This window comes from Rathayibacter sp. AY1B4 (assembly GCF_002932815.1).
GTDB lineage: Bacteria > Actinomycetota > Actinomycetes > Actinomycetales > Microbacteriaceae > Rathayibacter.
The window spans coordinates 135788-148641 of record NZ_PSWN01000004.1 but is presented as its reverse complement, the minus strand read 5'-3'; the positions used below and the strand labels follow the sequence as shown (position 1 = coordinate 148641).

The window sequence follows — 12854 nt, the reverse complement described above, 5'->3', positions numbered from 1 at the left end:
CGTCCGACGACGACCTGTGGAGGACCGTCCGACCGGACCCGCGCGGACTCAGCGCTCGAGCCGGATCTCCACGATGCCCGGCCCGTCACCCGGCGAGGTCAGCGCCTGCTCCAGCTCGCCGCGCGTCGCCGCACGACGGTGGCCCCACCCGTAGGCGCGCGCGAGAGCCTCCAGATCGGCGTTCTGCGGGGTGAACTGCACGCGGTCGAACGCATCGGGATGCGAGCTCGACGCGACCTCGAGTCCGTCGAAGATCGTGCCGCCCCCGTCGTTCACGACGACGAGCTGCACGCGCGGGCGTCGCTCTCCGGGCGGGAGGAGGAGGCCGCCGGCCTCGTGGAGCAGAGTGAGATCGCCGAGGACCGCCCGGGTGACTCCGCCGGCTCCCTGCTCGGTCGCCTGCGAAGCCACCGCGATCCCGAGAGCCGTCGAGATCGTGCCGTCGATGCCGGCGAGGCCGCGGTTCGCCAGGACGGATATCCGCTTGCCCGGCAGGGTCCCGTCGGCGACGCGGATCAGCCGCGACGCTCCGAACAGCAGCCGGTCGTGCGGCCAGGTGACCTTCCAGACCGCGGCGACGACGAAGTCGCGGGTGAGCGGTGCCCTGATCGCGGCGAGGGCGTTGCGCGCGTAGCCGCGGCGGTCCTCGACCGACATCGACCCGGCGTCGGGGACCTCGTCCAGCTCGTCGGGGTCGACCGTCAGGGCGCGGCTCGCGGACACCCAGGATCCGGCCCAGGCGCGCTCGCCGCGCTCGGGACGCGGCGACCCCTCGGGGCGGACCACGTCGACGCCTCCGACGCGGCGGGCGCGCCGGCCGGGGTTGTAGAACTGCTCGCGCACGGCGTCCACGACGATCACCTCGACGTCCTCGCGCCGCAGCAGCTCGGGGACCTCGCGGGAGAGCGTCGGGTGTCCGAGCACGATCGCCCGGCGGATGCGTCCGCCGAAGTCGGGCTCGCCGAGCAGGCCCCGCCAGGCGACGACGAGCTGCGGTCCGAAGCGGGCGCCGGAGGAGACCTCGGCCAGCAGCGGCCAGTCTCCGGCGCGAGCGATCTCCTCGGCCGCGGCGCCCGCCTTGTCCCCGGCGATGACGACCGTGAGCGGCTCACCAGGACCGGCGGTCACGACGGCACGCGGGATCCCGGATCCGGCGGCGGGCGACGAGACCGGTTCGACCCGCTCCATGTGGGGCAGAGCGGAGGAGAGCGGATCGCGGAAGGAGAGGTTCAGGTGGACCGGCCCGCGGCGCGCCGCGGTGACGGCACGATCGGCGAGCGCCCGCGCGTCCTCGGGCAGGGAGGCGTCGTCCGGAGCAGCGACGTCCTCGAACAGCCGCGCGGCTCGCCCGTACAGCTCGCGCTGCTCGGCCGTCTGGTTCGAGCGGATGCCGCGCAGCTCGTCGGGCCGGTCGGCGGTCAGGACGATCATCGGCACGTCCGAGGCGTCCGCCTCGAGCACGGCCGGGTGCAGGTTCGCGGTCGCCGTGCCGGAGGTCGTGATCACGAGCGCCGGCATCCGGGATTCGAGGGCGAGGCCCAGCGCCAGGAACCCCGCGGAGCGCTCGTCGATCCGCACGTGCAGCCGGATGTCGCCGCGGGTCTCGAGCTCGGCCGCCACCAGGGCGAGCGCCTGCGAGCGGGAGCCCGGAGCGACGACGACGTCGCGGACGCCGAGCGCGACGAAGCGGATGAGGAGGTCGACCGCGAATCGGGTGGAGGGGGCGACCGGCCGGTGCTCAGGCATCCCGGCGGCCGGGGCCGTCGGCCTCGCCCTGCTCGTCCATGTCGGCGAGGTCGCGCTCGAGCTGGGCGATGCGCTCGGCCTGCAGGCGCTCCTCCTCGGGGTCGCGCTCGGTGCGGAGGGTGCCGAGGAAGTCGGGGTCGTCGTCCGGAGCGGTGTAGCGGCGGCCGGCGGCGCGCTGCTTGCGGGGGCGGCCGATCCAGAACCACAGTCCCGCACCGATGACCGGGAGGATCAGCACCACCAGGAGCCAGGACCACTTCGGGATCGCCCGCACGGCGTGACGGTTGCTCATCGCGACGTCGATCACGGTGTAGACCGTGAAGACGGCGAGGGCCACGAGCAGGCCGATGACGAGGCGGATCATGGACACGAGTCTACGTCCGGCACCCCCGTCGGGGAGGGTCCGCACGGACGCTGGACAGGAGGCTCCCACGGTGCTCACGGAAGCGCGTGCAGGGGCCGACGTACACTGTCCCGGTGAAACTGAGCCGCGCGGTCGTCGTCTACTCGCTCCTGCGCCTGGCGATGTTCGCCGGCGTCTTCGTGCTGGTGTACCTGCCGGCGCGCACCTTCGTCGACTCGGAGCTGACGGCAGCGGTCACCGCGGGCTTCGTCGCCGCGATCGCGAGCCTGTCCCTCTCCTACATCCTGCTGAGGAAGCCCCGCGAGCGCATCGCGGAGGCGATCTACGAGCGCCGCAAGGACGTCCCGCGCGCCCCGACCGACGACGACGTCGAGGACGCCGCGGTCGACGCGACCCGCGACGACCGCTGAGCCGGGCGCTCCCGCCGGCGAGGCCTCCCCTCGGACGCGCTGACCCCGCTCGCACCAGGCCCGGCGCGCAACAGCCGATCTCACCCGATCCGGCCCACCCGAGCCCGCCTCGTGCGAGCCGCCGCTCTAGAACGCCAGCGCCGCCCCGAGGATGACCGCGTAGGCGAGCCCGCCCAGGCTGGTCAGCTGCAGCGCCAGGATGAGCTCCTTCGCCGTCTTCGCCGTCAGGGTGATCAGGATGGCCGGCAGGATCATCAGAAGCACGAAGAGCGTCAGCCACGCCAGCGGGTAGAACAGCGCGAGGATCACCGCGATGCCGAACGGGATCAGCACGAAGCCCGTGTAGATCGCCCGGGACACGGCCGGTCCCGCGAGGACCGCGAGGGTCCGCTTGCCCGAGAGGCGGTCGGTCGGGATGTCGCGGATGTTGTTGACCATGAGCACGGCGCAGGCGAACAGGCCCGCCGCCACGGCGCCGAGCCACGACTCCTGGTTGGTGCGGCCGATCTGCACGAACGTGGTGCCGACGGTGGCGACCAGGCCGAAGAACACGAAGACGAAGAGCTCGCCGAGCCCGAGGTAGCCGTAGGGGCGGCGTCCGCCGGTGTAGAACCAGCCGGCCGCGATCGCCGCCGCGCCGACGATCAGGAACCACCACTGCCCCGAGAGGGCGGTGAGCACGAGGCCGGCGACGGCCGCGATCCCGAAGAAGACCAGGGCGACGGTGAGCACCTGGCGGGGCTTCGCCGCTCCGGAGCCGGTCAGCCGCGAGGGTCCGACGCGGTTGGCGTCGGTGCCGCGCACGCCGTCGGAGTAGTCGTTGGCGTAGTTGACGGCGATCTGCAGGGCGAGCGAGACGGCCAGGCAGAGCAGGGCGCGCACCCAGTGCCAGCCCTCGTCGACGACCTGGGTCGCTCCGGTGCCGATGAGCACGGGGGCGACGGCCAGCGGGAGGGTGCGGAGGCGGGCGCCGGCGATCCACTCGCGGGGACCGGCGGGCTTCACGACGACCGCTCGCGGGCTGCCCCCGGGGCGGCCGCTGGAGGACTTCTTCTTGCGACTCGTACTCGACACGGAGGGAATCCTACCCATCGGCCCGTCGACGCTCGGAGCCGGTCAGGCCTGCTCGGCGAGCGCCTCGAGGGCGCGGCGGTCGGGCTTCCCGGAGGCGAGGAGGGGGATGCGGCCGACCGGCAGCACGGCCGCGGGAGCGGCGGCGCGCCCGAGGCGGTCGGCGATCAGGGCGCGCAGGTCGGTGAGCGCGGGAGCCTCCTCCGCCGTCACGACGACCGGGACCTCGCCCCACTGCTCGTCCACCCGCCGCACGACGACCGCGTCGGGGACGGGCCCCTCGCGGAGCACGGCCTCGACGGCGTCGAGCGAGACCTTCTCCCCGCCCGACACGATCACGCGGTCGAGCCGACCGGTCACCCGGAGGCGCCCGTCGACGATCGAGCCCGCGTCGCCCGTGCGGTACCAGCGCTCCCCGTCGATCTCGAGGAAGGCGGCGGCGCTGCGCTCGTGGTCGATCGCGCCGTCGGCGTCGAGGTAGCCCTCCGCGAGGGTCGGCCCGCCGAGCAGCACCTGCCCGTCCTCGACGCGCATCCGCACGTCGTGGAGCGGGACGCCGTCGTAGACGCAGCCACCGGACGTCTCGCTCGATCCGTAGGTCAGGCGGATGCGCACGCCGAGGGCGGCGGCGCGGTCCCGCAGCGGCTGCGGCGTCGCCTGGCCGCCGATCAGGAGCGCGTCGAACGAGCGGAGCGCCTCGGCCGCGGCCGGATCGCGCTCGGCGAGGTCCAGCAGCCGCGCGAGCTGCACGGGGACCAGCGAGGAGTACCGCCGCTCCTCCGCCGGCATCGTCCGAGCGAGAGCGAGGAAGGCCGCCGCGTCGAAGCCGCCTGCCGGGAGGACGACCGGGTCGGCCTCCGCGGTCAGCGAGCGGACGAGCACCTGCAGTCCCGCGACGTAGTGGGTCGGCAGGCAGAGCAGCCAGCGTCCCGGCCCGCCCAGCTCGGCGAGGGTCGCGGAGGCGCTGGTGAGCAGTGCCGCTGTCGAGAGCGCGACCCGCTTGGGCGGCCCCGACGAGCCCGAGGTCTCGACGACGACGGCGACGCGCTGCGGCACGACGGCATCCTCGGAGGCGGTCGCAGCGCCGGGGGCGGAGACGCGGATCGCCGGGCCGCTGCCGTCCAGGGCCGCGCGCAGAGCGAGGAGGACGGACTCGACCGTCGCGTCGACACCCGCGAGCGGGCGGGTCACCTGCGTGCCCTCCGGCTCAGAACTGCCACGGGAACGGCGACCAGTCGGGCTCGCGCTTCTCGAGGAAGGAGTCTCGTCCCTCGACGGCCTCGTCGGTGCCGTAGGCGAGGCGCGTGGTCTCGCCCGCGAAGAGCTGCTGGCCCACGAGGCCGTCGTCCACGGCGTTGAACGCGTACTTCAGCATCCGGATGGCCGTGGGCGACTTGGTGAGGATCGTCTCGGCCCACTCCACCGCGGTCGTCTCGAGCTCGGCGTGCGGGACGACCGCGTTCACGGCACCCATCTCGTAGGCGCGCTGCGCGGAGTACTCCCGCGCGAGGAAGAACACCTCGCGCGCGGCCTTCTGCCCGATCTGGCGGGCGAAGTACGCCGAGCCGTAGCCCGCGTCGAAGGAGCCGACGTCGGCGTCCGTCTGCTTGAAGCGCCCGTGCTCGGCGGAGGCGAGGGTGAGGTCGCAGACCACGTGCAGCGAGTGCCCGCCTCCCGCGGCCCAGCCGGGGACGGCCGCGATGACGACCTTCGGCATGAAGCGGATGAGGCGCTGCACCTCGAGGATGTGCAGGCGGCCGTTCCGCGCGGAGTCGATGCCCTCGGCGGTCTCGCCGTCGGAGTACCGGTAGCCGTCGCGGCCGCGGATCCGCTGGTCTCCCCCGGAGCAGAACGCCCAGCCTCCGTCGCGCGGGCTCGGGCCGTTGCCGGTGAGGATGACGACGCCGATGCGCGGGTTCGTCCGGGCGTCCTCGAGGGCGCGGAACAGCTCGTCGACCGTGCGCGGCCGGAACGCGTTGCGGACCTCGGGCCGGTCGAACGCGACCCGCGCGATGCGGCCGGAGCGGTCGTGGTGGTAGGTGATGTCCTCGAGTGCGTCGAAGCCGTCGACGGCCGCCCAGCGGTGCGCGTCGAACAGTTCGGAGACCTGCGTGCTCATGTCACGACCCTACTGATCCGGACTGCACGGCGACTCGACACCGCTCGGGCAGACGGAAGGGGACCCCGCTGACGCGGAGTCCCCCTGCCGGTGCTCGCCCCTACTTGGCGGCGGAGGTGGTGCGGTTCTCGGCCGACACCATCCAGGCGTACTGCTCGAGGCTCTGGATGATCGCGTGGAGGAGGTCCGCGCTGGTCGGGTCCTCCTCGTCCACCTGGTCGTGGACCTCGCGCATGGTGGCGGCGGTGTTCTCGAGGCGGATCGTGACCAGGTCGACGGTCTCGGCCGTGTCGATCTCGCCGTGCGGGTACTCGGGGAGGGTGGTGGTCGCGGCGACGGTGTCGCTGCGGCCGTCCGGGATCCCGTGGAGGGCGCGCATGCGCTCGGCGATGTCGTCGCTGAACTCGCGCGCGGCCTCGATGATCTCGTCGAGCTGCAGGTGGAGGTCGCGGAAGTTCTTGCCGACGACGTTCCAGTGGGCCTGCTTGCCCTGGACGTGGAGCTCGATCAGGTCGACGAGGACGATCTGGAGGCTGTCGAGCAGCTCCTTGGAGGCCTTGAAGCCCTTCTCGGCGTTCTGACGGCGGCTGGTCTTGGCACCGGAGCCCGCGGGGGCTTCGACGTGGCGTTCGAGGGTGGTGGTCATGGACCGTTCCTTTCTCTTGCAGTGCCGGGTGCGGTGTCCCGCCCCGAGTCTGGCTTCTTCGGCTGGACGGCGCCCGCACGCGCGGGGTGCGCGCGCTGGGCGGGGCCCGTGGTTGCGGGGATCAGATCGTGGCGACGGATCCGGAGTCGACGCGGTAGTTCGAGCCGTTCACGAACGAGGCGCGGTCGGAGCAGAGGAAGGCGATCACGGCTGCGACCTCCTCGGCCTCGCCCCGGCGCTTCAGCTCCATGTACGGCCGCTCCTCGTCGAGGAAGGACGAGATCGCCTCGTCGACCGAGGTGCCCCTCTGCTCGGCGCGCTTCGACATCATCGCGTCGGTCATCGGAGTGCGGATGAACGCGGGCGAGACCGTGTTCACGAGGAGGCCCTCCTGCGCGTAGGAGCGCGAGAGGCCCTTGGCGAAGGCGAGGACCCCCGCCTTCGCGGCGCAGTAGGGCAGTTCGTCGTCGTAGGGCTGCACGGCGTCCTCGGAGGCGGTGAGCACGAGCCGGCCCCAGCCTCCGGTGCGGAGGTCGGGGAGGAACTCGCGCACGAGCCGCACGGGGCCGAGCAGGTCGACCTCGAGGGTGCTGGTCCAGCCCTCGTCGTCGATCTCGTGGAAGAGGCCCTGCGCCCCCGTGACTCCGGCACACTGCACGAGGATGTCGATCGCGCCGACCGCTCCGGCCACGCGGCGGTGCAGCTCGGCGAGCTGCTCCGTGCTGGTGACGTCGGCGGCGAAGGCGTGCAGGCGGCCCTCCGGAGCGTCGAGCCCGGCCGCCGCCCGGTCGAGCTCCGCCTGGTCCTTGTCGGTGATCACGACGGTCGCGCCCTCGGCGAGGAGGAGCTGCGCCGTGGCCAGGCCGATGCCGGAGTCGCCTCCGGTGACGAGGGCGATGCGGCCGCTGATGCCGAGATCCATGCTGAGGTGCTCCTTGTGGGTGCGGTGCGAGGGGGTGGTACTGGTCTACGCCCCTCGGAGCCGGCCCTCAACGGGTTGCGCGGACGCCGTCGGCGGGGTTACGCGCGGCCGACCTTCTCCGGCGCCAGCTCCTCGATGGTGATGGCCGCGTTGATCAGCGCGAGGTGGCTGAGCCCCTGCGGCAGGTTGCCCCAGAAGGCCAGGTCGTCGACCGCGATCATCTCGGACATGATCCCGACGTCGTTCGGGACCGTGGCGACGAGCTCGTCCATCAGGGCGACCGACTCGTCGTGCCGACCGACGCAGGCCAGGGCGGACGCGAGCCAGAACGAGCAGGCCACGAACGGGTGCTCCTCGCCCTCCATGCCGGAGTAGCGGAACAGCAGCGCACCGCGGCCGAGCTCCTTCACCAGGGCGTCGATGGTGGAGATCATCCGCTCGCCGCGCTCGTAGCCGCTGGGCGCGTGCAGGAGCACCGAGGCGTCCAGCTCCTCGCTGCCCGGGTACATCACGTAGGAGCCGAGCTCCTCGGACCAGCAGTGCTCCTCGATCCACTCGCGGATGCGGTCGCGCTCGAAGCGCCAGCGGTCGGGGCTGCCCGCGACCTGGCCGAGCTCCGCCAGGTGCACGGCCGCGTCGAGCGCCTGCCAGCAGCCCATCTTCGAGGAGGTGTAGTGCTGCTCCTCCTCCAGCTCCCACATGCCCGCATCGCGGTTCCGCCACAGGTCGCAGGTGGTGTCGGCGACGCGGGCGAGGAGCCGACCGGTCTGGATGTCGAGGACGTTGCCCTCGTCGACGTAGATGCGGCAGATGTCGAAGAGGTCGCCGAAGACGCCCAGCTGCAGCTGGCTCTGCGCTGCGTTGCCGGCGACGACAGGGCCGATGCCGGCGTAGCCCGGGACGTCGAACTCCTCCAGGACGGTCGGCATGGAGCCGTCGAGTCCGTAGAAGATGTGCAGGTCCGGCCCGTGCTCCTTGATCGTGCGGAGGAGCCAGGACAGCGCGGCGTGCGTCTCCTCGCGCAGGCCGAAGCGCACCAGCGCGTGCATCGTGTACGCGGCGTCGCGCACCCAGGCGAAGCGGTAGTCCCAGTTCTTGCCGCCGTTGGGCGACTCCGGGAGCGACGTGGTCGCGGCAGCGGCGATGGCTCCTGTGGGCGAGTAGATCAGCAGCTTGAGCGCGAGGGCGCTGCGCTGGACGGCCTCGGACCACGGGCCGTCGTAGGAGAACTCCTCCGACCAGTCCTGCCAGCTGCGGATGGTGCGGTCGATGCCGCGGTCGACGTTCTTCGCGACCGGGAAGTGCAGCGGCTCGTCGTGCGTGGCCGACACGACCAGGACGTGCCGCACGGCGTCCTTGCCCGCGGTCACGACGAAGGAGCCCGTCAGCTCGTCGCCGGCGCCGGAGGGCGCGTCGTCGCCGTCGGGCCCGTGCTCCTGGCCGGTGACGCCGATGGTGATGTCGCCGGCGCGGATGAGCGAGCGGCCGTCGGCGTTCTGGATCCACGGGGAGAACCGGCCGAGTCCCGTTCCGGGACGCACGGCCCACCGCATCCGCACCTCGCCGTCGACACCGTCCACGCGGCGCGCGAGCTCGGCCCACGGGAGGCGGCCGGCGATCCCGGTGACGAGCGCGTCCGTCACGCGGACGGTGCCCGACTCGGTGGTGAAGGTGGTCTCGAGGACGTTCGTGTCGCGGATGTAGGCGCGCGAGACCTCGGCGGGCTCCTCGGGGGCGAGCTCGACGCAGCCGCCGGACTCGGCGTCGATCAGGGCGGCGAAGGCGGGGGTGGAGCCGAGGTCCGGGACGGGCATCCAGTCGACGCTGCCGTCCTTCGCGATCAGGGCGACCGTGCGACCGTCTCCGATCGCGGCGTAGTCGCGCAGGGGCCTGGTCGAGCGGGGTGCAGCCATCCCCTCACCGTAGGGCGCGGGCGGTGCGCCGATTCGGGCTTGCGGGCGGACGAGCTTGCTTGTAGCGCCCGGTCAGGTCGTGGCGACTCCGCCGTACTCCTCGAGGCGGTCGGTGAACTCGCCGCGGTCCTCGTCCTGGAGGACCCCGTTCGCGTACCCCGCCAGGAACGCGCCCTGCGGGTCCGGCGAGAGGCCGACTCCGTCGAGCATGTCGGCGACCAGGCCGGTCATATCGGCGTCGAGGTCGACGAGGCCCAGCTCGATCGCGGGCACGAGGTCGGCGGAGGAGCGGGCGGTGACGATCCAGAGCGCGGCCGAGGCCTCCTCGTCCGAGAGGTCGCCGTCGAGCTCGTAGCCCGCCTCCGACCACTCCTCGGGGGTGTCGGCCACCTCGACGTCGTCGAATCCGAGGGGCGCGAGCGCTGCGGTGAAGCGGTCGACCGCCGCCTGCCTGTCGGCGTCGGTCGAGACGTCGGCGGCGGCGTACTCGGTCGCCGAGATGTAGTCGTACAGAAGGGAGGGCCCGCCGTAGGCGTTCTGCGACTGCTCGTAGTACTCGTCGTCGGCCGAGGTCCACTCCTCGGGGACGGCGCCCTCGACGGCCGCGACGGCCTGCTCGGCACTCGCGCGCACGTCCTCCGCGGACGGCTGGCCGAGTATCGTCGCGGCGTCGCCGTCCTGGTAGCCGGGGTAGTCGTAGAGCGGATCGGACGGGTCCCCGCTGCCGAACGGGTCGTCCGTCGGGTCGCCGAACGGCTCGGACGGAGCGCTCGTCGACGCGCTGCCGGCGGCGGAGTCGAGCGCGCCGCCCACTCCGACGGCGACGAGCGTGCCGAGCACGCCGGTGTAGACGACGCCCACGAGGAGGCTCGTGCCCAGCGCGATCCAGGCGCCCCTGCCGAGCGGGCGGTGGGAGGGGACGGAGCCCTGCGTCGGCCCCGGGGCGGGCGCGGGCGGCGGGCTCATCGGCATCTGGCTCATCGCACTCCTCCGGACTCCAACGGCAGCCTCGTCAGTCTGGCACCTCGGCGGGCGCTCGGAGGAGGGACCCCGGGGGCTTGCGCGCGCGTCGCCGACCTCCTGCGCCCGGGTGGCCGCCGCGTGGCCCCGGCCGGTGGACAATGGCCGGATGGACGACGTCGTGCCCGCCTCCCCGCTCCCCTCCCTCGGCGAGATCGACGCGGGACTCCGCGTCGTCGCTCTGCCGCTCCGCACCCGCTTCCGCGGCGTCGACCACCGCGAGATCGCGCTCGTGCGCGGCCCCGAGGGCTGGACCGAGTTCTCGCCCTTCCTCGAGTACGGCGCGGAGGAGTCGGCGGCGTGGCTCCGGGCGGCGATCGACTACGGCTGGAGCGAGCAGCCGGCACCGCTGCGCGACCGCATCCCGGTGAACGCGACCATCCCGGCCGTCGCACCGCACGAGGTCGCCGCCGTGCTCGCGAGCTACCACGGCTGCCGCACGGCGAAGGTGAAGGTCGCCGAGCGCGGCCAGACGCTGGCCGACGACGTGGCCCGGGTCGTCGAGGTCCGCCGCCTGCTCGGTCCGGAGGGCCGGATCCGCGTGGACGCGAACGGCGGCTGGAACCTCGACGAGGCCGAGCACGCCGTCCACGCCCTCGCGGAGTCCGACCTCGAGTACGTCGAGCAGCCGTGCGCGAGCGTCGACGAGCTGGCGGAGCTGCGCTACCGGGTGAAGTACATGGGCATCCCGATCGCCGCCGACGAGAGCGTCCGCAAGGCCGCCGATCCGCTCGCCGTCGCCCGGGCCGGAGCCGCGGACCTGCTGGTCGTGAAGGCCCAGCCGCTCGGCGGGACACGCCGGGCGCTGGCGCTCGTCGCCGAGGCGGGGCTGCCGGCGGTGGTCTCGAGCGCGATCGACAGCTCGGTCGGACTCGCCATGGGCGCCGCCCTGGCCGCGGCGCTCCCCGAGCTGCCCTTCGACTGCGGACTCGGCACCGCGTCCCTCCTCGCCGCGGACGTCACGGAGCGGCCGCTGCGGCCGGTCGACGGCAGCATCCCCGTCGGCCGCGTGGAGGTCTCGGAGGAGCTCCTCTCCCGTCACGCCGTGTCGCCGGAGCGGCTCGCCTGGTGGCGGGCGCGGCTCCGCGACTCCTACGCGCTGCTCTGATCGTCGGCGGCGGGCGCCGCGTCCGAGGAGCGGCAGAATGGGAGCGTCGGCCGCCGGTGCCCGACGCGTCCCCCACCCTCGAGCATCGGAGCACCGTGAGCGCATCGACCGTCCCCGTCTTCCTCGACTGCGACACCGGCATCGACGACTCGCTCGCTCTGGCGTACCTCCTCCGCTCGCCCCGGGCCCGCCTCGTCGGGATCAGCACGGTCAGCGGCAACACCGACGCCCGCCGGGCCGCGGTCAACAGCCTCGGCCTGCTGGCGCTGGCCGGCCGCGACGACGTGCCGGTCGCCGTGGGGGCGCACCACTTCCTCGAGGAGGACTACGCCGGCGGATCCCCGCACGTGCACGGCGACGACGGCATCGGCGGGGTCGCGCTGCCCGAGGGCGGCGAGCCGGTCGACGAGGATCCGGCCGACCTCCTCCTCCGTCTCGCCCGCGAGCACGAGGGCGAGCTGCGGCTGGTCGCGATCGGCCCGCTGACGAATCTCGCGCTGGCCCTCCGCGCGCACCCGGAGATCGCGTCCCTCGTCCACTCGGTGACCGTGATGGGCGGAGCCGCGCTGGTCCCCGGCAACGTGACCGCCGTGGCGGAGGCCAACATCTGGCACGACCCGGCGGCCGCCGCCGAGGTCGTCGCGGCTGACTGGGATCTCACGCTCGTGCCCCTGGACGTGACCATGCGGCACCTGCTGACGGAGGAGGACCGCGCCGTCCTGCTCGCGTCGCCCGATCCCCTCGCGCAGGCCATCGGGCAGGCGCTCGACTTCTACTTCGACTTCTACGTCGGCCACTTCGGCGAGCGCACCGCTGCCATGCACGACCCGATGGCCGCCGCGATCGCCGTCGACGCCGTCGCCCTCACCTCCGCCCCGCGCGTCCACGTCACTGTCGACGCCACCCACGGCCCCGGCCGCGGCCAGACCGTCGCCGACCTCCGCGGCATCTACCGCGGCGTCCACCCCTCCGACGCCCGCACCCGCGTCGTCCTCGCCCTCGACGCCCCTTTCGCCCCCCACCTCATCGACGTCGTCACCGCCGTCTGACCCGTTCGCCGTCGCCCCCGGCGTCCTGTGCCGCCACCCGACAGGCACGGATCCGCCCGCAGCCCGTCCGTGCCCCCCTGTCCGCGACACGCCCGCTCCGCGCGCTACTCGATCAGCAGGCACCGCCCATGCGCGTCCATCTGCGGGAACTCGACCGACTTGCTTCCCGCGTTCGCGCCGTGGGATCTCGATACGCGCGTCGCGCGCGCTACCCGATCAGCATGTCCCGTCGACCGCCGTTTCCGCGGGCCTCCCGCGAAGCGCAGCTCACCCGGACCCGACCGCGAAGCGGAGCCCACCCGGACCCGACCGCGAAGCGGAGCCCACCCGGACCCGACCGCGAAGCGGAGCCCACCCGGACCCGACCGCGAAGCGGAGCCCGGCCGGACCCGACCGCGAAGCGGAGCCCGGCCAGACCCGACCGCGAAGCGGAGCCCGGCCAGACCCGACCGCGAAGCGGAGCCCGGCCAGACCCGACCGCGAAGC

At 73.5% G+C, this 12854-nt stretch carries 12 protein-coding genes; 3 read left to right on the top strand and 9 right to left on the bottom strand.

Features of this window, described 5'->3' with window-relative positions; genetic code table 11:
* Window positions 1-48: 48 nt before the first annotated feature.
* Both menD and C5D66_RS04015 read right to left on the bottom strand, forming a co-directional pair.
* The gene (gene menD, locus C5D66_RS04020; RefSeq protein WP_104254847.1) at window positions 49-1746 is read right to left on the bottom strand and encodes a 2-succinyl-5-enolpyruvyl-6-hydroxy-3-cyclohexene-1-carboxylic-acid synthase; all 1698 of its coding nucleotides are present in this window, start codon (window positions 1744-1746) and stop codon (window positions 49-51) included.
* Complete coding sequence (locus tag C5D66_RS04015; protein ID WP_104225908.1) at window positions 1739-2110, bottom strand: PLD nuclease N-terminal domain-containing protein; 372 nt, start codon at window positions 2108-2110, stop codon at window positions 1739-1741. Before C5D66_RS04015 ends, menD begins: the two co-directional genes overlap by 8 nt.
* Before the next feature lie 113 nt (window positions 2111-2223).
* On the opposite strand from C5D66_RS04015, the gene C5D66_RS04010 reads away from it, so the two are divergent.
* Window positions 2224-2520: a DUF4229 domain-containing protein gene (locus C5D66_RS04010; RefSeq protein ID WP_104239140.1), complete on the top strand. Its 297-nt coding sequence runs from the start codon at window positions 2224-2226 to the stop codon at window positions 2518-2520.
* Window positions 2521-2646: 126 nt separating this feature from the next.
* Here the strand turns inward: C5D66_RS04010 and C5D66_RS04005 are convergent, their stop codons facing one another.
* From C5D66_RS04005 to C5D66_RS03975, 7 genes are all read right to left on the bottom strand, one after another.
* Window positions 2647-3612 carry a 1,4-dihydroxy-2-naphthoate polyprenyltransferase gene (locus C5D66_RS04005; protein ID WP_104254848.1) on the bottom strand — a complete coding sequence of 322 codons (966 nt, stop codon included), beginning with the start codon at window positions 3610-3612 and terminating at the stop codon, window positions 2647-2649.
* A 24-nt stretch (window positions 3613-3636) separates the two neighbouring features.
* On the bottom strand, window positions 3637-4782 hold the full coding sequence (locus tag C5D66_RS04000; RefSeq protein WP_104254849.1) for an AMP-binding protein: 1146 nt from the start codon (window positions 4780-4782) through the stop codon (window positions 3637-3639).
* A 16-nt stretch (window positions 4783-4798) separates the two neighbouring features.
* Complete coding sequence (locus tag C5D66_RS03995; protein ID WP_068255374.1) at window positions 4799-5710, bottom strand: 1,4-dihydroxy-2-naphthoyl-CoA synthase; 912 nt, start codon at window positions 5708-5710, stop codon at window positions 4799-4801.
* A gap of 100 nt (window positions 5711-5810) precedes the next feature.
* Entirely contained in the window at window positions 5811-6356 is a 546-nt protein-coding gene (locus C5D66_RS03990; RefSeq protein ID WP_104223596.1) for a Dps family protein, read from the bottom strand.
* 121 nt (window positions 6357-6477) lie between these two features.
* A complete protein-coding gene (locus C5D66_RS03985; RefSeq protein WP_104225910.1) occupies window positions 6478-7278 on the bottom strand; it encodes an SDR family NAD(P)-dependent oxidoreductase in 801 nt (266 codons plus the stop codon).
* A 98-nt stretch (window positions 7279-7376) separates the two neighbouring features.
* Window positions 7377-9191 (bottom strand): glycoside hydrolase family 15 protein, encoded by a 1815-nt coding sequence (locus tag C5D66_RS03980; RefSeq protein ID WP_104247930.1) that lies wholly within the window; start codon window positions 9189-9191, stop codon window positions 7377-7379.
* Between the two features lie 72 nt (window positions 9192-9263).
* A complete protein-coding gene (locus C5D66_RS03975; protein ID WP_104274183.1) occupies window positions 9264-10172 on the bottom strand; it encodes a hypothetical protein in 909 nt (302 codons plus the stop codon).
* 148 nt (window positions 10173-10320) lie between these two features.
* Here C5D66_RS03975 and C5D66_RS03970 point away from each other — a divergent pair, with 148 nt between their 5' ends.
* Both C5D66_RS03970 and C5D66_RS03965 read left to right on the top strand, forming a co-directional pair.
* A complete protein-coding gene (locus C5D66_RS03970; protein WP_104254851.1) occupies window positions 10321-11319 on the top strand; it encodes an o-succinylbenzoate synthase in 999 nt (332 codons plus the stop codon).
* 95 nt (window positions 11320-11414) lie between these two features.
* On the top strand, window positions 11415-12368 hold the full coding sequence (locus tag C5D66_RS03965; RefSeq protein WP_104239146.1) for a nucleoside hydrolase: 954 nt from the start codon (window positions 11415-11417) through the stop codon (window positions 12366-12368).
* The last annotated feature ends 486 nt before the right edge of the window (window positions 12369-12854 follow it).

Coding starts and splice junctions, on each gene's coding strand:
- C5D66_RS03990 (WP_104223596.1), bottom strand. CDS start 6,356: ATGACCACCACCCTCGAACGCCACGTCGAAGCCCCCGCGGGCTCCGGT.
- C5D66_RS04005 (WP_104254848.1), bottom strand. CDS start 3,612: ATGGGTAGGATTCCCTCCGTGTCGAGTACGAGTCGCAAGAAGAAGTCC.
- C5D66_RS03970 (WP_104254851.1), top strand. CDS start 10,321: ATGGACGACGTCGTGCCCGCCTCCCCGCTCCCCTCCCTCGGCGAGATC.
- C5D66_RS03975 (WP_104274183.1), bottom strand. CDS start 10,172: ATGAGCCAGATGCCGATGAGCCCGCCGCCCGCGCCCGCCCCGGGGCCG.
- C5D66_RS03985 (WP_104225910.1), bottom strand. CDS start 7,278: ATGGATCTCGGCATCAGCGGCCGCATCGCCCTCGTCACCGGAGGCGAC.
- C5D66_RS03995 (WP_068255374.1), bottom strand. CDS start 5,710: ATGAGCACGCAGGTCTCCGAACTGTTCGACGCGCACCGCTGGGCGGCC.
- C5D66_RS04015 (WP_104225908.1), bottom strand. CDS start 2,110: ATGATCCGCCTCGTCATCGGCCTGCTCGTGGCCCTCGCCGTCTTCACG.
- menD (WP_104254847.1), bottom strand. CDS start 1,746: ATGCCTGAGCACCGGCCGGTCGCCCCCTCCACCCGATTCGCGGTCGAC.
- C5D66_RS03980 (WP_104247930.1), bottom strand. CDS start 9,191: ATGGCTGCACCCCGCTCGACCAGGCCCCTGCGCGACTACGCCGCGATC.